This window comes from Rothia sp. HMSC069C04 (genome assembly GCF_001812895.1).
Taxonomy (GTDB): Bacteria; Actinomycetota; Actinomycetes; order Actinomycetales; family Micrococcaceae; genus Rothia.
The window spans coordinates 98965-122579 of record NZ_KV810746.1; the positions used below are offsets into that span (position 1 = coordinate 98965).

The following is a 23615-nucleotide window of genomic DNA, read 5'->3' on the forward strand; positions in this document are numbered from 1 at the left end:
CTCGCCGCAGCGATTGGCGGGTGCCCGCAGGTGCGGTCCGTTCTTCCGAATTGCTCGCCGGTGATGGCCGGGTCGTTGCAAACACTAATAGTTTATGTGGCTTTTGTGTCTGTATGCAACCCCGCAGGGTGTGGGTTTGAACAGCACTTTTCAGATGCGCCGATGCCGAGGGCGTAAAACAGAATGGTTCTTCGTTCGGCGATATTTAGAGCAAGTAGGGGGTTTAAGGGGTCTTGCCTCACCCTGCACTCGGGCGTGTTTAAGGATGTATGTTTTTACATTCCCCCAGTGTTGCTTTAAGTGGGTTTCAATTTTTTCGAGGGAGTCCATGGGATTGCAGTCAGTGCAACCACAAGATATGGGGTGAACACCGATGTAATTCCACTAGATATTCACCCCTGCACGTTTTCATCTCTTCAACACCCCGTGTGGGAACCGGTTTTTCTGAATGATTCAGCAATGCATAGCGGGTGAATAGAGTGCATATTTGGGGATTACCGAACGGGTTTCCCCTTATTGAATCGGGTATTTCTCCTGAACTACTGAAGGCCTCCTCGCATTCAGAAGGTTGATCCGATCCCTCCCCTATCCCCCATTTTTTGCAAACACTGGGACGAGGCTCTTTCGTTTTTTAGGCCATAAATATGATTGAAATCACTTAATTTAACATACGTGCCGCCTCTCACCGAAGCGCCCACTCCCATCAAATAGCTCCCCATCGACAGAGCATAGTCACAATACTTTACGGTGATTGATATCTTGAGTGATCCATAGACTCACAGAGATTACTAAGGTGTATTTTCGTGCATTTTGAATTCAAAATAGTCTAAAATGAATCGTGCAACACATCAATGATGATTCGATAGCATCTACCCTCTCACCGGAGTGTGAACATAGCAGTCTCAAAGATGAGTTCACCGCGTATCCGTTCGCTCCACCAGCAGCATGTACGCGCCCGAGGTCACTTCCGGATGTGGACTGAAACCGCGGCATTTGCCTGAAGTTTTACCCCCTTTCACGACCTCACCCAACACGCCATACAACCACGCGCCCGCCGCCGGGTGCCCCGAGCCCGCCTCGGGAATAATCAAGGAGTTCACCGATGCTCTCGCCCTCTTCGAGCACCCGTTCCGTTGCTTCCCGCCTTATGAGCCGCCGCGCCCTACTGCTCGGTGGCGCGGCAACCCTCATGGCTGGTTGCGCCTCCGATATTCGCCCGCTGAGCGAAGAAGCAAAAGCTAAGGTAGGCTCCCCCACCCCGTCCGCGAGCGCGACCGCTTCTGCATCTAGTTCACCAGCTGCTTCACAGTCTGCTACCGCTACGTCCTCTGCGAGCGCTTCAGCAAGCGCTAAGAGCAGCTCGTCCAGCGCGGCACGCGTACCCGTATCTAAGGATGCACTCGTTGAGGGTTGGGAAAAGTACCCCGGTCCCCTGAAGCTGACCGGCGAATACATGGGCGAGTACCAGCCCGCAACGGATTCTTCCCCTGCGAAGAACGTACCTAAGCCCCTCAAGACCGTTCCGCACCGTGAGGAACCGACCTTCCAGGGCGCCTACGAGACGTTGCGTGCCTACTACAGTGCTCAGATCACCGCACTCAAGGATGGCCACTATGCAGATCAGGCGATTGAGCTGACCTACCCGGCAGACAAGAGCGCCATCGACGAGGTTAAAGCAGTCAAGGAACTGTATGAGCAGAACGGCTGGTACATGGACTTCACGTGCAGCATTTCCATGCGGAATACGGAGCCTCGAACCGCCCTGAAGAACGGTGACGGCTACGTAGAAATCATGATGGACGCCAAGTATTCTGCCACCGCCATCCATCAGCCGGACGGCACCGAACGCAAGATACCGGCAATTACCCAGGTAGCCATTCCGCACGTGATGCTCTACACCGAGGGTAAGTGGTGGCGAATCGGCAACGATTATCTGAACGAGCGTCTGAATGGCGGCAAGGGCTCTTCCGCCTCTTCTGGTTCCGGAGGTTCCAGCTCTGCCGGTTCTAGCGGTTCTTCGTCCTCGGGCCGAGGCTCCACTAAGGTCTAAATCCGGCAAAGTCTAATTCCGGCGAGGTCTAAACTAGCCCCGTTTCATCAATTTCATACGCACTAGCCCAAAGTCGAGGAGGCGCACTCCCCTGCACCTCACCGACTTTGGGTTATTGCGTCTTAAAGACAATGTTCAGGGTTTTTTGACGAAGTTTTAAAACCAGTCTTCTATAGTAAGAAGTGGATACTTCATACCGCCGCAGTTCACGCTCCGGCACACCCGTATCCCGGTACCCCCCCCTGTACCGCGCACCATACAAAAACGATGAGGCGGATCCTTTCGTACGCATCACAGCGTTGTGAAGCGAGCTACCTCGATCAACCACTTTCAGGAGATACCATGTCCTTCCGGCCGAGTGCACACACCAGCTTCTCTGCTAACGACCGAAACGGATTGACCCGCCGCGCCGTTCTTTTTGGCGGTCTGACCGCCGGTGCTTTGACTCTAGCAGGATGCGCCTTCAACAAGGATATTCGCCCCACCGGTAGCGGCGACACTTTCTCCGGCTCCCCGAGCGCCTCTCCCTCGGCGTCTGCGTCGGCTTCGCCTTCTGAGTCTGCCTCGGCTTCGGCATCCGCTTCGTCTTCGTCCTCGTCAAGCCGTAACAGCGCGAAGATTATTCCGTCTGACGAGTTCTTGAAGGACTATAAGAAGTACATTGGCGACGTCAAGTACGAGTACAAGCCCGCCATTGCGCACTATGTTGAGCCGACCGACACCTCCCCCGCGAAGAACGTTCCGATCCCGGTCATTGATACTGTGGCTCAGCGTACCGTCTCCCTCGAGGGCGCCTACAAGACCCTGGCTGCTTACCAGAGCGCGTATATTGCCGCGATGTACAACGGCGACCTGCAGTACCTCAAGGGTCTGGTCCACGGCGCTGACAGCGGTCTGGTCAACAACCTGAAGGCTATCGCTAAGCTCTACGCTGCGGGCGGTTGGACTAAGGACTACGAGAGCAAGCTGAGCATCCGTGACGATCTCGATGCGAAGGCTCTTGCCTCTTCCGATTTGGCTGTTGTGGCGTTCCCCTGCCGGGATGTTGTCAAGGAATACACCATCTACCAGAAGGGCACGGGTGAGCCTCAGAAGGCAAGCACCCTGGATGTCGTGATTTACGTGGTGTACGCCGAGGGCAAGTGGCGCGTGACCAGCCGCGAGTACTTTGTGTCGGAGTACAGCGACCGATTCCGCAAGGTCTTTGAGGGTCCCTCCTCATCGGCTTCGGCAAGCAAGTCCAGTGGTGGCGGCTCCGGTAGCTCTAGTTCCGGTAGCAGCAGCGATTTCAAGATCTAGGCGCTGAGAGCAACACCCCTGACGAAAGCGGGGCGGGTATCAGTTGATACCCGCCCCGCTTTCGTATGTTTTTGTGCCGCGGCGCTCCCGGCGCCACTGCGCCTGTGCGCGCCTCAGTCGCCCAACATCTAGCATCTACGCGCAGCAATAACAGCAGGCACAGCAACAGCCCCGCCCCTTGGCAACTAGGAAAACCAAGGATGCGGGGCCGTGCAATACTATCTGGCGCACCGCCTCTAGGAGGTGGAACGCTCACGCAGACGCTCGTGAACCTCGCTCACAAAGCGGTTCTGATTATCGCGAGCATAATGCACGACCTCACCGATGACGGTAATAGCCGGCGCCTTAACCGATGCGCAATCTACCTGAGCGTTCTCAAGGGTCGTGACAGTCACGCGCTCCTTCTCAGAGAAACCGTTCTCAATGGTTGCCAGCGGCGTGTCAGCCTCAATCCCACGAGAGAGCAGAGACGCCACCGTATCGGGCAGGGTACGAACGCCCATCAGCAGCACCACGGTGCCCTGGGCACGCAGGGTCGCCTCAACCGCCGACACTTCGGTCTCCGACAGGCCGGAGTGACCAGAAATGACGGTGAAAATCGAGGATACCTTACGCAGGGTCACCGGAATCGCAGCACGCGCAGGAACCGCAATGGCGCTGGTAATGCCGGGGATAACCTCAGCCTCCAGGCCGGCGGCGATGCACGCATCCAGCTCTTCAGCGCCGCGACCGTACACGTACGGGTCGCCGCCCTTCAAACGCACCACGGTCTTACCCGAGAGCGCGTAATCAATCATGAGCTGCTGAATGCGGGACTGCGGAACAGCGTGCTTACCGGGAACCTTGCCCACATCAACGATGAGGGCGTTCGGTGCGTACTCGCCGTACTCCTGCGGGGCGAGGTGATCCAGAAGGACCACGTCCGCCTCGCTCAGGGCACGTGCCGCACGCAGGGTCAGCAGGTCAGCGGCACCGGGGCCGCCACCCACAATGTAGACCTTGCCGGGGTTCTCAGCAGGCTCGCCGGGCAGAAGAATGCCGCGTTCCGTCACGCTATCGTCCAGGCTGTGCCCGGGCGCCCCGCCCGCGAGTACTTCGTCGATAGTGGCGAACTCGCGGGGCGGGAACGGAGGAATCTTCGGGCACATACTATGCTGCCGGGACCGGGTTGAGGTCACTGGGCTTACCCACGGGAATCTTGGTACCGGTCAGCAGGACGGTGTCGGACTCGCCAGCTTCTGCCGCCGCAATTTCCTCGGGGGTTGCGGGGCGAATCTGCTCGCGCTCCAGCACGTACAGGTGCGAACCCTCGTCGCTGCCGTTGGGCTCGTTGATGAAGGCACGGAAGCGGCGCAGGCGGCGCTCGTCACGCAGGGTTGCTGCCCACTCGTCCTCGTAGGAGTCAACGTGACGCTGCATGTCGCGCTCCAGGTCCTCGCACACGCCCAGGGAGTCCTCAATGAGGACGGACTGCAGGTGTGCCAGACCGTCGCCGTGCTCCTCATCCAGATCCTCGAGCCAGCGAGCGGTACGCTGCAGCTTGTCTGCGGTACGGATGTAGTACATCAGGTAGCGGTCGATGTAGCGGATGATGTCCTCGCTGGAGGCGTCCTTGACGAAGAGGCGACCGTGAGCGGGGTTTGCACCACCGTTACCACCCAGGTACAGGTTCCAGCCGTTGGTGGTTGCAATCAGACCAACGTCCTTGCCCTGTGCCTCAGCACATTCACGGTTACAACCGGAAACACCGAACTTGAACTTGTGCGGGGAACGCAGGCCGCGGTAACGGTTCTCCAGCTGGATTGCCATGCCGGTGGAGTCCTGAACACCGAAGCGGCACCAGGTCGAACCCATGCAGGACTTCACGTTACGCAGGGACTTACCGTATGCCTGACCGGACTCGAAGCCGGCATCCACCAGGCGCTCCCAAATGTAGGGCAGCTGCTCCAGGCGAGCACCGAACATACCGATACGCTGCGCACCGGTGATCTTCACGTACAGACCGAACTCTTCAGCGACCTCTGCGATGACGCCCAGCTTCTTAGCGGGAATCTCACCTGCGGGAATACGCGGAACGACGGAGTAGGTACCGTTCTTCTGCATGTTTGCCAGCGCACGGTCGTTGGTCTCCTGAATACCACCGCGGCCAGCGTCCAGGACGTAGGAGTTGCGGAAGGAGGAGAGAATCGACGCAACGGTCGGCTTACAGATTGCACAGCCGTCGCCACCGCGGCCGAAGCGTGCCAGCACGGAGTCGAAGTCGTCCAGGTTGGTCAGACGCACAGCCTCAGCCAGCTCTGCACGGGAGAAGTCGAAGTGCTCACACAGTGCCTTGGAGACGGTCAGACCCATCTTCTTCATCTGCTGTTCCAGAGTCTTCTGTAGCATCGGAACACAGGAACCGCACTGGGTACCCGCGGTGGTGCAGGACTTCAGGGATGCAACATCGTGGTTGCCGTCAACGATTGCCTCGCGGACAGCACCGAAGCTGATGTTGTTGCAGGAACACAGGATTGCGTCGTCGGGCAGTTCGGTGTCGGGGATGCCGTCGCCGCCGCCAGCTGCGGTCAGGTAAACGTTCGGTTCAGCGGGCAGTTCGCGGCCGAGCAGGGGCTTGAGGGAGTCGAAGGGAGCGGTGTCACCGACGAACACGCCACCGAGCAGGGTCTTTGCGTCGCCGCTGGTCACGATCTTCTGGTACATACCGCGTGCGGGGTCTGCGAACAGAACCTCGAGGCAGCCCTCGGTGGTGCCGCGGCGGTCACCGAAGCCAGCCACCTGAACGCCGGAGAACTTCAGCTTGGTTGCGATGTCGAACTCTTCAACCTGAGCTTCTTCGTTGTCGTTGAGCAGGTTAGCTGCCACAGCATCAGCCATAGCGTTAGCCGGTGCGACCAGGCCCCAGGTGCGACCCAGCACGCAGGCAACCTCACCGATAGCCCAAATGTGCTCGTCGGAGGAGTGGCATGCGTCGTTGACGAGAATACCGCCGCGCTCACCCAGTGCCAGGTCAGCGTCACGTGCCAGCTCGTCGTTGGGGCGAATACCGGCACCGAAGACCACCATGTCGGCGGGCAGGGTGCGGATTTCTGCATCCTCGGAGGGAGAATCTGCGATGGAGACGGAGACGACGTTGCCGTCAGCGTCCTTGTTGATGCCGGAGATGTACACGCCGGTCTCAATCTCAATGCCGGTTGCCTTGATCTGGGCGTTCACGGCGTAACCGCCGCCCTGGTCAACCTCAACGGAGAGCAGCCAGGGTGCCACGTCCAGGATGGTGGGCTCTGCGCCCAGGTCCTTCAGACCCTCAGCTGCTTCGAGGCCGAGCAGACCGCCACCGACGACGACACCGCGGGGTGCGCGGCCCAGGGTGGACTGCAGACGGTTGACCTCGGAGACCATGTTCTTCACGTCGTCAATGGTGCGGAAGACGTGTGCGGCGTCCGAGTTAAGAATGGGGATACGAACCGCGCGGGAACCGGTTGCGAAGACCAGTACGTCGTAGGGGTACTCGTTGCCCTCGGTGTCGGTGACGACGCGGCGGGTGCGGTCAAGCTTCTCTGCGTGGCAGTTGTTGACCAGGTTGATGTTCTCTGCATTCCACAGTTCGGGGTCACCGAGGGTCAGGTCCTTCTCGGTGTCCTTGAAAATCTTCTCGATAGCAACGCGGTCGTAGGGGATGTAGGGCTCATCGTTGAGGACGGTGATGGTGTCCGCTGCGCGACCGGCAGCTTCAGCGCCTTCGTGGTACGCGCGTACAAAACGCCACGCAGCGGGGCCTGCGCCGACAACGAGAATGTTGCGGGGGGTGTGCGACATGGATTTTCCTTCCTAGTTGTAATGCAGGTAGTTCATGGCACTTATCTACCCTCAGTGTGCGGCTGGATTGTGCCCGGTATTGGAACTCCTAGTTTCCGTACCGTTGGGCTCGTACCTGATGCGTACCGAGTAGTTGAAGCGCCCGCTTCTTTAGAATGCATCTGAAAATTACGAAACATTTTTGTGTGGGATTATGTTGTTTTCTTCAGGCAGTCAAAAGGCGTTTTAAACTACGACTTTTATCGTACACTCTAGCGCGGGGTCGAAGTATCGAAAATCCGTATTTTTTGGGAAAATTTTCCAAAAAATCCGCGGAATACCGGGCTGGAATAGGGTATTCTTACCTTATCTAAACCTAATTTAGGTAAGGCTAATCTATAAAATTTGAGATCATCTTTTAGGGTAAAAATAACCTTTAGCACCCTCCGCGTGCCCCATTTCCAAATGTGGGTTTCATAAGGTAAACTCCAAACAAAGAACACACGAACCGCTATTGTGTCCTGCACCCCGCGCGGCGCAGACCACCACTTCGAAAGGAAACCCCCATGGCTGAGAACTGGGTACGCATCTGCGCCGAATCTGACCTCGAAGAAAACTGGGGTGAAGTCGCCCTGGTCGACGGCTACCAGTACGCGATCTACAAGACCAAGCACGGCATCTTCGCCAGCGACCACCTCGACCCGCACAGCCAGGCACTGGTCCTCGCACGCGGCATCGTCGGCGAGAAGAACGGCAACCCCACCATCACCTCCCCCCTCTACAAGGAGGTCTACGACCTGACCACCGGCGAGTGCGTCTCTGACCCCTCCTACTCCATCAAGGTCTACCCCGTAGAGGTCCGCGACGGCGACGTCTACCTCAAGACCGCCTAAACGCTCAACACTTCTCACTCAAAGACAGCAACACAAAAAACCTCGGGACGTAACAGTCCCGAGGTTTTTTGTATGGGTTTTCAGAAGCCCCTCATCAGGTGGTGTGAGCAGCGAGCACACTAGCCTGACTAGGTCATCTAGGCGGCGTCCAGCTGCGCAATAGCCGCATCCATGCGGTCAATAAAGCACTCCGCCACCACGGCAGCAGAAGCACCACCCTGCGCGTTCACCAGCGGCGCGGCAACCTTCACCGGCACACCGGTCGACTCAGCGTCACGGCGCATCTTACCGGAGAAGAAACCCTCCGCCAGCAGGTAGGTCGCAGCAAATTTAGGCTGATGCTCGGCAACAACCTCGTGGAACTTCGGATCAATCGCGGCAACGAAGCCGTGATGCACCGGAACGTGCAACTCCTCAGCCAGCAGCTCAGCCGCACGGCTCATATCCGCGCGACCATCTGCACGAGAAGAACCCGCAGCACCCTGAACCACAGGGCCATCGCCGGGAGTCCAGCCAATTTCCTCCAGGCGAGCGCGAGTCAGAGCGGCAAGGCGCGCATCCGGGCCCAGCGACTCACCAATGCTAATACGCTCAATACCGCTATTGCGTGCGGCACGGCGCAAATCCACCTGAGTGTGGAAGCCGGTCGACAGCAGAATCGGCACGATCACGCAGGGCTCATCATTGGGCAGGGAAGCTGCGGCATCATCAACGCTGGGAGATTCCACATCCACATATGCGGCGTGGACACGGTACTCCACGCCGTCATTACGCTGGGCAAGCAGGAACTTGATCTGCTCACGAATCAGCGTGATAGCTTCACGACCGGCGACCGAGTCAGTGCCGTGCGAAGTTGCGATTACATTCAGAATAGTCATATTTCCATTGTATGAAAGGAACACCCCGCTCCCCCACTCATGAACACGAGTGGCGAAGCGGGGTGTTGCACGAAGGCTAAATTTTAGCTCTTGCGGCGGCGAGCCACGACCAGTGCGGTACCCGCAGCCAGGGTGATAGCACCAGCTGCTGCGGCGAACATAGCGCCGGATGCGCCGGTCTGTGCCAGCTTCGAGGAGGAGCTACCGGAGGTCGAGGAACCACCTGCGGAAGAACCACCGTTAGAGGAGCCGCCATTGGAGCCGCTCACACCCAAGTTGTCGGAGGTGCCGGAACCTGCGTCAGAACCGCCGTTGGAGCCGCCCTTGTGGCCGGCTGCGTTCTGGTCGGCGGTGCTGCTCTCAGAAGCAGAAGCGCTCGCGGATGCAGACTCGCTCGCGGAAGCACTCGCGGACGCGGATGCACTCGCAGATGCAGACTCGCTAGCCGATGCGGTCACCGAAGCGCTACTGGAGCTGCTTGCGGAGCTCGATGCACTCGCAGAAGCGCTCGAAGAAGCAGACGCGCTAGCGGACGCCGATGCAGACGCGCTCACCGAGGGGGTCACGGCGGGAATGCTCGGAACCGCGGTCGGGGAAGCGCTCACCGATGCGCTCGGAGTTGCAGAAGGTGCTACAGAAGGTGCCACGGATGCGGTCGGCAGAGACGGCGAGGTGGGCTCCTCCGAAGGCACTGCGGTGGGTTCTGCAGTCTTGGTGGGCTCAGCGGTTGCGGAAGGCTCCATAGTCGGCTCTGCAGAAGGTTCTGCGGTCACGCTAGGCTCTGCAGTTGCCGAGGGCTCGACGGTCGGCTCAGCAGTTGCAGAGGGAACCTCGGTCGGTGCCACGGTCGGTTCTGCAGTCTTGCTAGGCTCTGCAGTCGGTGCCACGGTGGGCGCGACAGTCGGCTCAGCAGACTTAGTGGGCTCTGCGGTCGGTGCCTCGGTCGGAGCAACAGTCGGCTCCGCAGTGACGGTAGGCTCAGCAGAAGGCGCGGCAGTCGGCTCAGCAGTCGGTGCCACGGTCGGAGCTACGGTGGGAGCAACGGTCGGCTCAGGTGCCTTGGTCGGCTCGGGTGCCGGGGTCGGTGCCGAGTTCGCTGCCAGGCGGTTCAGCCACAGCTGATCCTCGTAGGTGTTCGGGTTCTCGAAGCTGGTCGGGTAGATAATATCGCCGTTGGGCAGCTCGAGAGCGTTGTAGCCGCCGCTCTTGTCGGTCTTGCGCATCGAGGAGAGCACCACCTCGTTCACCTTGTTCAGGGTCTCATCCATGAACACCAGGCGGGAGCCGGATGCGTCCACCACAACCACGTTGCCCGCACGGGTCAGGAACATGGTGGCAACCTCGGTCTTCTCGAAGCCCTCAAGAGTTGCGGACTCACGGACCACGCTGAAAGTGCCGTTCTCGTACTTGAGGATCTGCACCTTACCGCCGTACCAGTTGTTCCAACGGTAAATGTAGCCCTTGGGGCTGACCAGGGTCGAGGGCAGGGCGGTGTCGTAGCCTGCGGGTGAAGAGTTCGGCACCAGGGACACGCCGTTGCTGCTCATGTGCAGCAGGTGACCCTTCTGAACCGCCTTTTCGCCGGCCGCATCGTAGATGGAAGTCGACGGCGCGTACACGAAGCTGCCGTCGGGCAGCGGTGCGAGGGTCACGGTGTTGTTGGAGAACGAGTCGCCGTAGTACTCGTCGAGCGAGTAGGCGTTCACAACCTGCGGGTCGATCGAGTCGGGCTTCGGCAGAGCCTGCGAGGTTGCCTTGCCGGATGCGTCAATGATGGTGAGCTTGCCGCCGCCCTGGCCGTCAATGCTGACGATACCCCAGGTGTTGTTGGCGGGGTTGTAGCCGATTGCCTTGACGGTGGTGGTGCCGAGGTCTACGTCGGAGTAGGTGCCGGAGGAGACGAGCTTACCTTCAGCGGTTACGGTGTACAGCTCGGGCTTGTTGGTCTCGCTGTTGATGACGAGCATGCGGTTGCCGTCAGCATCCACGGCGAAAACGCCCTTGTTGGCCTTCAGTACGCCGGTGTCGGTCATCTTCAGGTTGGAGCTGGTCAGCACGGTGTAGGTGGTGTCGCCGCCGAAGCTCGGGGGTGCCACGTGCACGATGTGGTTCTGGCCCAGACGTGCGGTGTTCTGGGGCAGGTTCACGCCCGCACCGGTGTTGTAGGACTCAGCGACGCTGTAGGCGCTCTTGGGGGTGTTAGCTGCGCTACCGTTGTAGGAGATGCTCAGCGGGTCGAGGCTGGCGCCTTCGTTGTAGAAGTCAGAGAAGGCGTGGTTACCGTCGGCGGTCAGGTTCGCGGAGATGCCGCTGATGCTGACCACGCCGTCCTTCTCGCTCTGCTTGGCGGTGCCGGTGCTCAGGGTCGCCATCTTGACTTCCATGGGGCCCTCGAACTTGCCGGAGGCGTAGTTCTTGGTGCGCACGGTCATGTAGAGGGAGCCGGTGCCGTCAGCGAGGTTCAGTTCCACGCGGGGGTTGGAGAAGGTGAGGTTCAGGGCGCAACCAGTTTCGGGGTCCTGACCTTCGGCGCAGTGGCCGGTGAACCAGAGGCGGCCGGCAGCCTGCAGGGTGACCTGCTTGCCGTCTTCAGAGACGGTGGTGGAGGTCGGGGTGAAGGTGAACTGCTTTGCGGTTGCGTCCCAGGCTGCGCCGTCGGTCATTTCGCGGGGCATACCGTTGTAGGACAGGAAGGAGGCGCGCACGCCCCAACCGAAGGATGCGCCGGCGGTTGCCTGGTCGCCTGCAGCGACATTCTGTGCGGCAACGTTCTGGGCAGCGATATTAATGTTCTCGGCGAGAACGGGTGCCAGGGGCAGGGCAACAGCGCCAGCAACGGCGAGGGCGCAGGCTCCCTTGGAGAGGCGGGTGCCAGATGTGAAAATCTTCATTGGTGTGTATCCATACTATCGACATTGTTAGGACAGGCTTACTATATCGATAGCGTGAGTATTTCTCAACATCAGGTTCCAAGAAACCGTTTTGTGACAAACCACCCCACAGCACACTGACAGGGCAATAAACCCACCCCGTACCAGCACACTTCAACAGGCAACAGGGGCCGCTACTCCCCCACCCCCTACGCGACTAATCCTTCTTCGAAGCATGCATACGTGACATGCCCAGAGCACCAAGAATCAGGCCACCACCCAGGGTCACCAAAATCGGCAGAAGCGGCGAACTCTTATCCATGTTGCGGGTAATCTGCGCCTCCGTTGCCTTCACACCATTCGGCGATCCGGGATCAGTACGAACCTGAGAGGAAGAACCGTTCAGAATCGCGGCACGGCGAGACTGAGCCGCCGAATCGGTACCCGAGGGCAAATTAGACTCGGGGGTCGCCACCTCAACAGGCTGCGCCTCCCCGGTGCGGTACCCCAGCGCCGAGGAAGACGCGGTGGCAGGGCTACCGGCAGCGCGCGGAACAGAAATCGTGGCGTCATTAGTACCCGGAGCCATGGCGGTATCAGCCTGAATACCGCGGGTCTTAGACTTAGAACCCGCAGCGGGTGCATCCGCAGTCTCAGAGGCAGACGCGGAAGGTACAGTAACCGGCTTCTCCTCGTTCACAGACGAAGAATTGGACGATGATCCACCGCCCTCAGAGGACGCCTGAGTCACCGTAAAACGCACCGTGTTGAGCTGAAGGTTACCGTCACCGGCAGCGTCAAAAGCCGCCACCAGGTACGTCTTACCGATCTGTAGGGACGCACCGGGCACGCCAATCACCGCCTCGAAAGCACCCGCAGAAATAGATTCTGGACCAACGTGTACAATGGCGAGCGCATCACCCACAGTGTTGCCGTTGGAGTCGATTTCCATGACGATCAGGTCGTAACCCTTCTCGTTCTGGGGGAAGTTCGTGGCACGGACTGTGACCGGCTTCGTATCATCCTGAGAGTCACCCTGCGAGTCCTGAATGGACAGGTGCGCCTTGCCCTTGCGCTGGTTCATCGGGTCGTACACGCTATTGTCTTCGGAGATAACGTACTGGCCAGAATCTTTGTTCTGCGGGTTGTCTACGGTACGGCGAACCGCGTCACCGTTCGCATCGGTGGATGACGTAGCGGTCGGCGAAGGCAGGTTTACCGCCTCGGGACTTGGGGTAACAGTTGCGTCAGCGGTTTCTGCTTCTTCACGCTCAATATCGACCGGAGGTTCGGTGGGCTTTGCTTTGCCGTTGCGCGGGTCAGCAGCCTCTACCAGGCGGTTCCCCCGCTCGGTCACAAAAAATTCGTAGGAGACACCGTGCGCGGTATCCTCCAGAACGATTACGTACACGACATTAGAGTCCGTCGCCGGGCTCATCAGGAGGCGAAACTCCCCCTCCTTGGTCCCCTCAGTTAGGGCGGGGCTTTCCAGGACGGAGCCGCCGTACTCACCGGAAGGGGTGTAGAAGTTCACGTCAACCAGAACGCTGGAGGCCTCCAGATCTTTAGGGAAGCCCGTCCAACGTAGAAGATAGCCGCCATCCTTGAGCTGCGCCTTCATGGTGATGGTGGAGGCGGCGCCCTGTGCCTCCTGATTGTCTTCAGCCTGGTTCGCGTTCAAGGTCGCGGTTTTTTGCACGGCAGAGTGCGTCGTGACGGGTGCTTCCGTTGCGACAGAGGGTACAACAAGCCCGCACTGAAGCCCCGCAGCCAAAACGGTTGCGGTGACAATACGGTGCTTCGCTGAATAAATACTCATGCAATGCGTCTTTTCATGGTGGAAATGTGCTTGCTACTGCCCGTTCCTCATGTGCCGCGCGGACCCCCGAGTGCGCCATACACCCGGATTCGTCGTACCATACTCCGCTTCATATTTCAGGTGAAGAAGACCTGACAATAGCTCGCATCTATTTATCGGTTATTTCAACCCTATCACGAACCTTAAGGTTTATTCACGCGAGGGTAGAGTTTTTTTGAACACCCTGAACGCACGACTCGCCCCCGCGATCTGCACCAACAGATAGCGGGGGCGAGCATTCCTCATGAAACAACGAACATACTATGCGATGCCGTCGAAAAGCACGGATTAGGGGCGTTAGCCGCCGAGGACTCCCCTGCGGTGAGCCATCCACGCGGCACCAACCACCAGCGCCAAACCGGCGCCTCCAAGAGCCCAGAAAGCTACACCGTGCTGCGCAACCTCTTCACTAGCGGGAGACGCCGCCGAAGCTATAGCCTTCACGCCTTCCTGACGATCATTATTCGCGTTAGAGTGCACCTGAGTGGTGGTCGAGTTCACCGTAGCTGAACGATTATTAGGCTCCGAATGAACCACGGGGGTGAAACCCTTATTTCCGTTACCAGAAGCTGCCGACGCTGCCTTTTCTTCATCCGTCAAAGCATCCAGCTTCGCGGTAGCAGCGATAGATGCCGGATCAGAACCCGAACTGTACGCCGAAATCTGATTGGTGCGAGTCGGCTCAAAAGCCGAACGCGGAGCCATCGTACGTGCCTGAGCCAAAGCCTGCAGAGCCTGACGCTGACGCTCAGCCTTCGCTTCCTTTGCCTTGGACATGGCGCTCACCGCATCCAGAGTGGAGCGGGGTGCGCTCGCGGCAGACTGACCCGAGCCCGACTGGGTGTCATCAGAACGAGTCGAGACGGCGTTAGTCGAGACGGCGCTAGTGGCAGCGGAGGGGCTACCCTGAGTGGCGCCGGTCGCCTCGGCCGCATTGGTGCTGGGCATGAGCGATGCGCTGGCATCCTGGCGGGGCGACTCATCCTTCGTCAAGGAGGTTGAGTTGCCGGTCGCCTCGCCACTGACCTTGAATCGCACCGAGACAACTTCTTCCGCGTACTCAGTATCGTCCGCATGCACCAGGTAGGCGGTGTACACCGAGCCGGTCTTCAGCAGAGAGCCGGGCATGCCGACCTCTTCCTTGAACGCGCCATTCACAATGCGATCAGAGCTGATGTGTGTAATGGACAGCGCATCGCCCTTATGGTTGCCACTCATATCGGTTTCAACCACGATTAGGTCGTAGCCAGCCGCATTCGCGGGCAGACGCGCTGCACTGATAGTCACCGGCTTGGTTTCCTTATCAGAGCGAACCTCAGCATAGGCGACCTTCAGTTCCGCAACACTCAGGGTCTGAGTATCGCGAGAAGAGGTCGATCCGCCGGGGACCTGCTCCAGCTTCTGCGTGTGGGTTTCGAGGTTCGGGTTTTCAGCAGACTCGGAAGGCACCTCAGTCTTAACCTTATCCTTGCTACCCTTCTGATCTGCAGCCTGCTGGTTCTTCTGCTCCTCTTCACGGAGCTTTTCCATCGTCTTTAGCTCGTCAATGGTCGGCACCTGGTGGGCGTTTTCCTTCTTGTCCATCATCACCTCGTCAGAGTCATCCTCAATCGGGATAGCGTGCGGAACGAGGGAACCCTCAGAAATCATGAATTCGCCATAGCCCGCGTCGGAGGTCGTCAGGTCCATGACGCTCATGGAGTAGTAGCCCTCCTGGGGCATCTGAGGCATCTCAAAGGTGACGAGCATCGAGCCGTCGTCCGCACGCTCAACCTGCATTGCGGAGGGCTCGTAGGTATCAGATCCGAGCACCGTGCCGGTGGTGCCGTAGTACTGCACTACCAGGTACACCTTGGAGGCATCGCCCACGTAGCCGCCCTCATAGAGGGGTGTGAGCTTGATGGTTGCCTGACCGTCCTTGATGGACTGAACCTGAATCTCGATGGTGTCAATTTCAAGTTCGAGGTCTTCGTAGGGGCAGCTTGATTCAAATTCGCTATTAACCAGAGCCGTCAGGCAATCATTCACGTTAATTGCTTCAGCCTCTACTGCGGAGGCGCCAGGAAGCACAAAAGCGCTTGCACCTAAAGCGGTTGCAAGGGAAAGAGCATGAATGCGTTTCGGAAGTCGAGTGATAGTCATGTGTGCCATTTCGATCGATGTAGGCGCAAAGCGTGGACTAGGGGCGGCTCACCACAAGCCCGGTTTTTCTATCCAAGTATTTGCGCACCAGTACGTCGGTTACACCCTAGCCTAACACGGATATTGCACTAAATGTTGCATTGCATTCATGTGCTAAAACTTTATGTCGCAATAATTGCCGAAATAAAAGGGAATTAAATACTTTACTGAGATATAAATAACGTAAAATTCGAATGTCATAAAATATTCCCAGCAGTGCACTAAAAAGAAATTTTTACACCGCCCCAAGGCGCGACAGAACCACTGTATAACAGGGCCACTGTATAACAGGGCCACTATAGAACTGAGCCGCTGTATAACAGAGCCAACACTCGGGCACACAGAAGGCGCCCCACCAAACACGCACCCACACGGCACGCACTCGGCAGAGCGCCTCCCTCTCAACAGCTCCCCTACAGAGAGCCACGCTTCACAGCGCGAAGAAATGGATGCACTGATTTACTCAGCACCCAGCTCCTCAGCACCCTCAAGGCGACGACGATACACATTCACCGCCACAGCAGTACCCACAAAGGCAACCGAACCCAGCAGAGCAATACTCAGCGGCAAGGTGCCCTCCGGCAGTGGGCCGTTATCCTGAGCACTCGCCTCCAGCTTCGAACCGGAAGAATCACCTCGCGACTTCGAGCTACGCGTATAGAAACTACCCGAACCGGCAGCACCCACATTCTCCTGCGGCGAAGCAACAGTCACCGTCTCCCCCTCAGGAGACTGGTAACCCAGCAGGTTCACCACGGTACGCCCCGGCAACATCACCGCATAACCAGACATCACCATCGTCGAAGGAACCACCGCAGTCTCAGCCACAGAACTACGAGCCTGCGCGGTAATCGCACGCGCAGACTGCTGCGCCTGCACAATGTAGCCCAGAGCGCTATCCACCGACGGGATCTTAGCAACAGAATCAATCACCAAACCCTGAGCGTCCGCAAAGGTATCTGAAGAGCCCACGCGACCCGAAGGGGCCGAAGGGCTCACACGCTGATTCGCATCAGAAATCATCGGGACCTGCGGGTGAACAACAGTATTCGTAGGCTTCGGAGCCCGATCAACAGAAACCGCACGCTGAATCACGCTCACACCAAAAGCACTGGTCGCCATGAGCTGCAGCTCCTCAGTGGAGTTACCACCCACCACAACCACACGGTAGCGCTTACCCGCATTCAAAGAGGTACCGGGAACCTTCAAATCAGCAGAGAAAGAAGCATCAGCCACCTGCTGAGGGCTCACATGCGTGGTCGCCAGCGGTGAACCCACGGCACCGCCGTCAGCAGGCATCTCAAAGACCATCACGTCATAACCCAGGCCACTCTCCGCAACGTTCCTAGCGCGCACGCTAATCGGCTGCAGCTCATCCGATCCGCGCAGCTCTGCGGTGGAAATTTCCAGGGTCGCCTCACGGGTCTCCGCGGGAGCCCGATCGGAGCGGGAGTGCACCAACAGACGATCCTCGGTCACCTCAGCGGGTGCCGCATCATTGGTAGAAGAACTCACCGAAGCAGAAGCACTGGCAGACGCACTCACCGAGGCGCTAGCAGATGCACTCGCAGAAGGACGAGCCGAAACTTTCTGCGATGCAGACGGCGCTTCAGAAGGTACCGGGGCGACCGTCGGGCGCGGGCTATCCTTCGCGGCACTCGGGGATGCGCTGGGGCTCAGGGACACCTCGGGGGCAGGATTCGCCTCCACGCGGTTAGCACGGGGAACACCGGGGGTGTCCGGGAAGAAAATGTTCTGGCTGCTAGCCATAATCTCGTCGACTGTTACACCGTACTCGGGCATAAACTCAACGGAGACAGTCTCGCCGTTGCTCAGATTCTCAATTTCCACCATGTACGGCTGCTCAACGTTGAGGCGCTGGTGGATGCTCAGCTCAATATTGCCTTCTTCATTCTTTGAGGCAGTCATCTGGGCTGCGGGTACGGTCATGGTCGCCACAACGCCATCTTCAACGGAGATGGCGGACAGGCGAACCCTCAGATTCTCCAAAGAGGTTACACCGGTCAACGACAGCAGGGTGTAGTCATTGCTCTGAGCAACCAGGTCCAAGGTAATGTCGTGGCTAACCACATCGGCGGCAACGGCGATGGGAAGTTCAGGCTTCGGGGTCTGCTGAGTCTGCGCGTGAGCGGCAGAGGCAAAGGTGGCGGGGGCCAGAGTTGCAGGCGCGACGGAGCCACCCAAACCGAGGGCGGCAGACGCTACTAGCGCCGCGCCGCGAGCAGTTCGCTGCGTGGAAAACATGGTCACCTATTTTCGTGAGTGAGTGTGATGAATCGTCGTGTGACTCCTGCGCCCAAAGGTCGGAAGTAGGCACAGAATAACGGTTCTCTGATATCGGTGACCGGAGGCGCTTCACAGCGACTCCTCACCTCGGGTGAACGAGGTGGTAAAGAGTGATAGTACCGTCTATGACAGCACTCTAAATTATAGGTATAACCTTAGAAAAAGTTAAAGATGTAGGGACGCCCGAATCTTGCATTTCGGACATCCCTACATCTATATGCGTATTTTGCCTAGTGGGGCAATAATTGACCCGTTTTAGCGGCGAGAACTGAGCTGCATCTCACTACGGCGACGGCGGCTCAAACGCATACCGGCAAGCAGTGACAGCGATCCTGCGGCACTAATGACCAACATATTGGAGGCGCCAGTAGCCGCCAACTGCTCACGCTTCTGTTGGGCACCGGAGGCAACCTTCTGGGAGCCAGATGCCTGTGCTTCGACCTTCTGCGCGTTGCCCTTCTGCGCTTCAGTCTTCTGCACAGAGGTATTCTGTGCAGAAACATTCTGCGCGGGAGCACCCTGAACACCAGCCGGAGCGTCCTTCTTCTGCTCAGCACCGCTCTCCCCCGCCTTCTGCTCGGTAACAGAAGCCTGATCAGCCGCAGGCTCAGTAGGCACCGAAGCATCGACCGCGGGAGTCTCGACAGCGGGAGTGTCGGCTACGGGAGCCTCGACAGTGGGCGCATCCTGCTCAGGGGTAGTGGGCAGGCTATCCACGCTATCGCGCTCGACGGTAAAGCCGCCATTGACCATGCGCACAGTACCCTGCTCATCCTCCGCCACAGCGCTCACACGGTAGGTGGTGCCGGGCTTGAGCTCCGAGCCGGGAATCTGCACCTGTGCGGTGAAAGCACCGGAGTCGTCAATCTCAGAGACATCAGCCGACGCAATCACGCCGCCGGTAGCCACTCCGTATTCATCGATAGCGCTAACCATCAGGTGCACCGAGCTGACGCCGGTGAAGCCCTCTCCACGCAGGGTCAGGGTCTTTGCGGAATCGTTTTCGGGAACTACGGTTTCTTCTACGTGCAGGCGGGCGGTCATCACGGGGTTAGCGGTGTTGTTGGTCTGTTCTTCGGTGGTGTCGTGGACGCGGTCAAAGCGAGTGTCGCGCGGCAGGCTGTAGTGGCGGCGCGGGTCATCCTCGGGCAATACGTGGTCGAACTTCTCGACGGGGCTCACGGCAACTACCTGCTCAGAATCAGCCTGGGCGTTCTGCGCGGGCTGCGCCTCCTCTGCAGACTGCTTCTTCTCAAACTGTGCCTGCTCCGCCATTGCACGCTCAGCGGTCGCAACCGGAGCGGAGCCATTCTGTACATTCCAACCATTCATGAAGGGAACCTCAACTTCCTGGGCGGTGTAACCATTAGCGGCAGAGGGCGCAACCTCAACGCTCAGCACGTAGCGCAGGTCTTCGTGAACAGCCTGCACTTCTTCCAGCCTGGATCCGGGCACTTCAATGCCGTCCAGGAGGGTGCCGTTCATAACGTCGGCGCGCGCGGGAGAGGCAGCGAGCAGGATGCGATTACCCTGGCTATCCAGGGCGTAGGCGTAGGTCATGACTTCGAAAGCCTGCGCCTCGCCCAGGCCGGTGACCTTGTAGACGACCAGGTTCTTCTCCTGTGGAATTTCCATCTGGCCCGAGAGAATCTGAACGTTGAGCGGCTCATCCTGGGTGTCTGCGGGCAGCACTTCCAGGGGTGCGGAGGAATTGTAGGAGGGGTCCTCGGTTGCGTAGCCCTTACCGGGGTCGACCACGGCAGTTGCGACGACGTACTGCTGGTTGGGGTCGAGGGTGCCTGCGGGCAGGGTCAGCTGGGTGCTGAAGCGGCCGCCGTCCACATCAAGTTCGGGCACGAGGGTCATCGTCACTGCGGAACCGCGACCCAGCGCGTAGAGGGGGTACTGGCGGTATTCGCTCACGTACACTGCCACGCCGTAACGTTCGACAGGTCCGCCGGTGAAGCCTTCACCGGTCACGGTGATGCTCTGGGAACGCGCCGGGTTAATGACAACACCCTGCTCGACGTACACCTGCGGGGAGTTCTGGGTAGCAACGTTTTCGATGGGGGTTGCGTTTACAGCGGAGGGAGGATTGTCGAGTTCCACCGCAGTCGGTGAAGCCATTCCGCCGGTATTCTGCACCTGCACATCTGCGTGCGCAGCACCAACACCGGTGACGGACAGGACGGAAGCAGCAATAGCGGCTGTTGCTCGGGTTTTTGAGTGAGCGGGTTCGGGCATGAAACACACCTTCTTCTGTGAGTGTGAACGATACCCTCCGGAGGGTGCCACGGATCGAAGCTGGACGGGTGTCTCTTCGGGATTGACCGCTATAACGTACGGACTAGTCATAACGTTCATGTAATGGTGGAAGTTACCGCGAAGGGAATCGCTCTATTTATCGGTAATTCCACACTAACAATACTTTTCTTGTTATTGCTGTAAAGACGCTTTACGTCCCAACTATTTTCCTGTGCAATAACCCACACAGCATATTTTTTACTCTCTATAACATCACCAAGAGCACTCAAATTGCATGGACTAGGCAAAATTTTTCAACTCTCCCTTGAAACTCAAGGTTTTATTGCATGCATATGCAGTTTTAATGGATTTGAGATAAAAATATTCTGCACATCCATGCATTTAATTTATTTCTTTTAAGTGAAAAAATTGCAGGTCACAGCGCTTTCCCCGCACATTGATTAAAAGCGTGCGTACCAATAACCACGCACAAAATAAGTCGACAAAATCATTCCGCTACACCACCCCACCCCAGCACCCTCAGTAATAAACTCCCTATGAATCGGTAATACGAACGACTCTCTTGCCGCGCGTATGGCCAGCCTTCAAATCGCGGTATGCTGCACGGACGTCCTCAATCGTGAACCCGTACACGCGATCCAGCCGAATTGACACCTTTCCCTCGGTAACCAGCTCGGCTAGGGCTTCAAAATCCCCGTGTTCCGAGTGGCGGGGGCCCGTAAACTGCGCTCCCCGGATAATGACCTTGGGTGAAGGAACGAGAGTTCCAATGTCTTTACCTTTCAGACCCAGCGAGAATGCCAAGCTGACGTAGTCGCCACCATAGCAGTCCAGGAACTTCGTCACGCGGCCCTCAGCAGCCTTGAGCACACGCTCCCTAACACCCTCACCGTAGGCAACCGGAACAGCACCCAGTGACCTAACAAATTCGGCATTCGCAGCCCCCGCGATTCCGACGACCCGTGCGCCACGAGCCACCGCATACTGCACAGCGGTGGACCCAATTCCGCCCGAGGCTGCAGAAATGACCACAGTATCGCCCGCACCCACGCCAATATGGCGGAAGGCGCCTCCCACGGTCAAGGCCGCGACACCCATTGCAGCGGCATGGTCAAAATCAATGGAGGCGGGCTTAAGCGCAATATCACCGGTATTCACACAAATTTCCGTAGCTAGAGACCCCCTCTTGGTACCCAGACCGGGGGCACTAACAATGGTTCCGAAGACCTCGTCACCCACATGGTAACCCGATACGCCGGGCCCCACCTCGAGCACCGTGCCGGAGAAATCACGCCCTACTCCACGAGGGAACTGCGATTTCTTTGATTCAAACCAGCGGCGGGGGTTCCTGATTTTCATGACGCGCGAGAGCATCCTGAGCTGCGGAGAGCCCTCAAAGATCTTATAGTCCACAGGATTCAGGCCGACCGCACGCACCGCAATCTTTACCTGCCCCTCTTCGGGGTTCTCCCCCGGTACGTTCGCGAGCTTCAGATTCTCCACGGGCCCAAAGCAGTCATACTGCACCGCCTGCACGCTCATCGTTTCTCGTTCCTTTCTTCCCGATTCGGGACTCCAAAACTCACAGGCTCAGGAAACCTGCAACAAACAAATCTGCACCGGCATGTCCAACTATCGCGATTGTTACGTTCCGCAAAATATCGCTTTGCACGTTGTTCCCACTGTTCTGAACACGCAGAAACGCCCTCGCGGTCTCCAGGAATATTTTACTCCCAAGGAAACCACGAGGGCGTTTCATAAGACTCTATGTGAAAGGATAAACCTTAGAGGCTGCGGCGGCGCAGGAGCATCAGTGCGGCACCAGCAATCAGAGCTGCGGCGCCAACGCCTGCGATACCTGCAACACCCTCAGCACCGGTGTGTGCCAGCTGCTGCTTCGAGGAGGAGGAAGCCTGAGCCGAGCCCTTGGTGCCGGAGACGCCTACAGTGTGGCCCTTGGAGCTAGAGGAGGTAGCAGCGGATGCGTTACCAACCTTAGCCTTGGGTGCCTGAGAAGAGGGCATGCGGGTCTCGGTTACGACAACCGAACCGTCTTCGCGCATTTCAGCGGTGAAGACGCTGGTGGTGCCGTCGCCGTTATCGCGAACGGTAGTGTTATCGTCCTCGGTAGCTGCCGGCAGGGTCGGTGCGGGGTTGTTCGCATCGCTCACGGTGGCGGTGGTGACTGCAACCTGGTGTACCGGGCCGTTGGGGTCGCTGGTTGCCACCATTGCGTAGGCGTAACCGGGCTGCAGCAGTTCAGCAAGAACGCTGACCTTGACGCGGAAGGTGCCGTTCACGATTTCAGAAGCGGGTACGTCGTGGGTTGCCAGAGCGTCGCCGGTGATGTTGCCGTTTGCATCCAGGCGGAAGATAGCGATCTGCACACCGTTAGCGACGGACTCGTGGGTGAAGCCGGAGCCGTTGAAGGTCAGGACGTTGTACTGATCGTTCGGGTTCAGGGAAGCGTCCTCGGTGGTGAGGGTTGCGTTCTCGGGTGCTGCGGGAGCCTCCGGAGCGGGGGTCTCGTCAGCCTTGGGGGTCTCAGTCTTAGGTGCTTCCGGAGCAGGAGTTTCTTCCTTGGGTGCTTCAGTCTTGGGAGCCTCGGGTGCCGGGGTCTCGTCAGCCTTCGGGGTCTCCGGTGCCGGGGTCACGGGAGCGGGAGTCTCGTCAGCCTTGGGGGTCTCCGGTGCCGGGGTCACGGGAGCGGGGGTCTCTTTGTTCTTGGGTGCCTCGGGAGAGGTGGACTCGGTGACCTTGAAGGAGGAGAGAGCCACGAGCTTCTGGTCAGCCTGAGCAGCCTGAGGGTTGCTCACAGCAACCAGAGCGTAGGAAGCGCCGGCGGGCAACTTGCTTGCCTCGACAGTGAAGGAAGTCTTGAAGGAGCCATCCTGAATCTGGTCCGCAGACACGGACACGGTGGTGATGGCGTCACCGGTAATCTGCTGGTTCTCATCCAGCGCGTAGATGCTGACCTGAACGCCGGGGCCGACCTTCTCGCCGTAGAAGCCGGTACCAACAACGCTCACGGTGTTAAACTGCGCATCACCGGAGAAGCGTGCGTTCTCGATGGAGACGAAGGGGTTAGCCTGCTTCGCCTCGGGAGCCGGGGTGGAGGGAGTGGTGGGCTCGGGGGTTGCGGGAGCAGGGGTCTCAGCCTTAGGAGTCTCAGCCTTGGGGGTTTCAGCCTTAGGTGCTTCGGTTGCCTCAGCCTTA

At 58.6% G+C, this 23615-nt stretch carries 13 protein-coding genes; 3 read left to right on the forward strand and 10 right to left on the reverse strand.

Features of this window, described 5'->3' with window-relative positions; genetic code table 11:
* Positions 1 to 1102 precede the first annotated feature (1102 nt).
* Both HMPREF2879_RS06725 and HMPREF2879_RS06730 read left to right on the forward strand, forming a co-directional pair.
* Positions 1103 to 2050, forward strand: coding sequence for a DUF6318 family protein (locus HMPREF2879_RS06725; protein WP_070635096.1), 948 nt, complete (start codon positions 1103 to 1105; stop codon positions 2048 to 2050).
* A 342-nt stretch (positions 2051 to 2392) separates the two neighbouring features.
* Entirely contained in the window at positions 2393 to 3349 is a 957-nt protein-coding gene (locus HMPREF2879_RS06730) for a DUF6318 family protein (protein ID WP_070635097.1), read from the forward strand.
* Between the two features lie 236 nt (positions 3350 to 3585).
* On the opposite strand, the gene cobA is transcribed toward HMPREF2879_RS06730, so the two are convergent.
* A complete protein-coding gene (cobA, locus tag HMPREF2879_RS06735; protein WP_049352392.1) occupies positions 3586 to 4497 on the reverse strand; it encodes a uroporphyrinogen-III C-methyltransferase in 912 nt (303 codons plus the stop codon).
* A gap of 1 nt (position 4498) precedes the next feature.
* Positions 4499 to 7168, reverse strand: coding sequence for a nitrite reductase large subunit NirB (gene nirB, locus HMPREF2879_RS06740; protein WP_070635098.1), 2670 nt, complete (start codon positions 7166 to 7168; stop codon positions 4499 to 4501).
* Between the two features lie 545 nt (positions 7169 to 7713).
* Here nirB and nirD point away from each other — a divergent pair.
* Positions 7714 to 8040: a nitrite reductase small subunit NirD gene (nirD, locus tag HMPREF2879_RS06745; protein ID WP_049350096.1), complete on the forward strand. Its 327-nt coding sequence runs from the start codon at positions 7714 to 7716 to the stop codon at positions 8038 to 8040.
* A 137-nt stretch (positions 8041 to 8177) separates the two neighbouring features.
* Here nirD and HMPREF2879_RS06750 read toward each other — a convergent pair whose 3' ends face one another.
* From HMPREF2879_RS06750 to HMPREF2879_RS06785, 8 genes are all read right to left on the reverse strand, one after another.
* Positions 8178 to 8918: a sirohydrochlorin chelatase gene (locus tag HMPREF2879_RS06750; RefSeq protein WP_246822926.1), complete on the reverse strand. Its 741-nt coding sequence runs from the start codon at positions 8916 to 8918 to the stop codon at positions 8178 to 8180.
* A gap of 83 nt (positions 8919 to 9001) precedes the next feature.
* Positions 9002 to 11809, reverse strand: a complete 2808-nt coding sequence (locus HMPREF2879_RS06755) for an HtaA domain-containing protein (RefSeq protein ID WP_070635099.1) — start codon at positions 11807 to 11809, stop codon at positions 9002 to 9004.
* 196 nt (positions 11810 to 12005) lie between these two features.
* Positions 12006 to 13607, reverse strand: coding sequence for an enoyl-CoA hydratase (locus HMPREF2879_RS06760; RefSeq protein ID WP_070635100.1), 1602 nt, complete (start codon positions 13605 to 13607; stop codon positions 12006 to 12008).
* A 336-nt stretch (positions 13608 to 13943) separates the two neighbouring features.
* A complete protein-coding gene (locus HMPREF2879_RS06765; RefSeq protein WP_246822927.1) occupies positions 13944 to 15788 on the reverse strand; it encodes a hypothetical protein in 1845 nt (614 codons plus the stop codon).
* A 498-nt stretch (positions 15789 to 16286) separates the two neighbouring features.
* Positions 16287 to 18092, reverse strand: coding sequence for a propanediol dehydratase (locus tag HMPREF2879_RS06770; protein WP_070635102.1), 1806 nt, complete (start codon positions 18090 to 18092; stop codon positions 16287 to 16289).
* Positions 18093 to 18389: 297 nt separating this feature from the next.
* Complete coding sequence (locus tag HMPREF2879_RS06775) at positions 18390 to 20378, reverse strand: adhesin (protein WP_070635103.1); 1989 nt, start codon at positions 20376 to 20378, stop codon at positions 18390 to 18392.
* A 555-nt stretch (positions 20379 to 20933) separates the two neighbouring features.
* Positions 20934 to 21941, reverse strand: coding sequence for an NADP-dependent oxidoreductase (locus HMPREF2879_RS06780; protein ID WP_070635104.1), 1008 nt, complete (start codon positions 21939 to 21941; stop codon positions 20934 to 20936).
* Between the two features lie 242 nt (positions 21942 to 22183).
* The coding region (locus HMPREF2879_RS06785; protein ID WP_246822928.1) for an LPXTG cell wall anchor domain-containing protein at positions 22184 to 23615 on the reverse strand (1432 nt) is incomplete at its 5' end.

Bases quoted from the DNA above. Each gene is read 5' to 3' on its own strand.
- HMPREF2879_RS06725 (WP_070635096.1), top strand. From the start codon at position 1,103: ATGCTCTCGCCCTCTTCGAGCACCCGTTCCGTTGCTTCCCGCCTTATG.
- HMPREF2879_RS06730 (WP_070635097.1), top strand. From the start codon at position 2,393: ATGTCCTTCCGGCCGAGTGCACACACCAGCTTCTCTGCTAACGACCGA.
- cobA (WP_049352392.1), bottom strand. From the start codon at position 4,497: ATGTGCCCGAAGATTCCTCCGTTCCCGCCCCGCGAGTTCGCCACTATC.
- nirB (WP_070635098.1), bottom strand. From the start codon at position 7,168: ATGTCGCACACCCCCCGCAACATTCTCGTTGTCGGCGCAGGCCCCGCT.
- nirD (WP_049350096.1), top strand. From the start codon at position 7,714: ATGGCTGAGAACTGGGTACGCATCTGCGCCGAATCTGACCTCGAAGAA.
- HMPREF2879_RS06750 (WP_246822926.1), bottom strand. From the start codon at position 8,918: ATGACTATTCTGAATGTAATCGCAACTTCGCACGGCACTGACTCGGTC.
- HMPREF2879_RS06755 (WP_070635099.1), bottom strand. From the start codon at position 11,809: ATGAAGATTTTCACATCTGGCACCCGCCTCTCCAAGGGAGCCTGCGCC.
- HMPREF2879_RS06760 (WP_070635100.1), bottom strand. From the start codon at position 13,607: ATGAGTATTTATTCAGCGAAGCACCGTATTGTCACCGCAACCGTTTTG.
- HMPREF2879_RS06765 (WP_246822927.1), bottom strand. From the start codon at position 15,788: ATGACTATCACTCGACTTCCGAAACGCATTCATGCTCTTTCCCTTGCA.
- HMPREF2879_RS06770 (WP_070635102.1), bottom strand. From the start codon at position 18,092: ATGTTTTCCACGCAGCGAACTGCTCGCGGCGCGGCGCTAGTAGCGTCT.
- HMPREF2879_RS06775 (WP_070635103.1), bottom strand. From the start codon at position 20,378: ATGCCCGAACCCGCTCACTCAAAAACCCGAGCAACAGCCGCTATTGCT.
- HMPREF2879_RS06780 (WP_070635104.1), bottom strand. From the start codon at position 21,941: ATGAGCGTGCAGGCGGTGCAGTATGACTGCTTTGGGCCCGTGGAGAAT.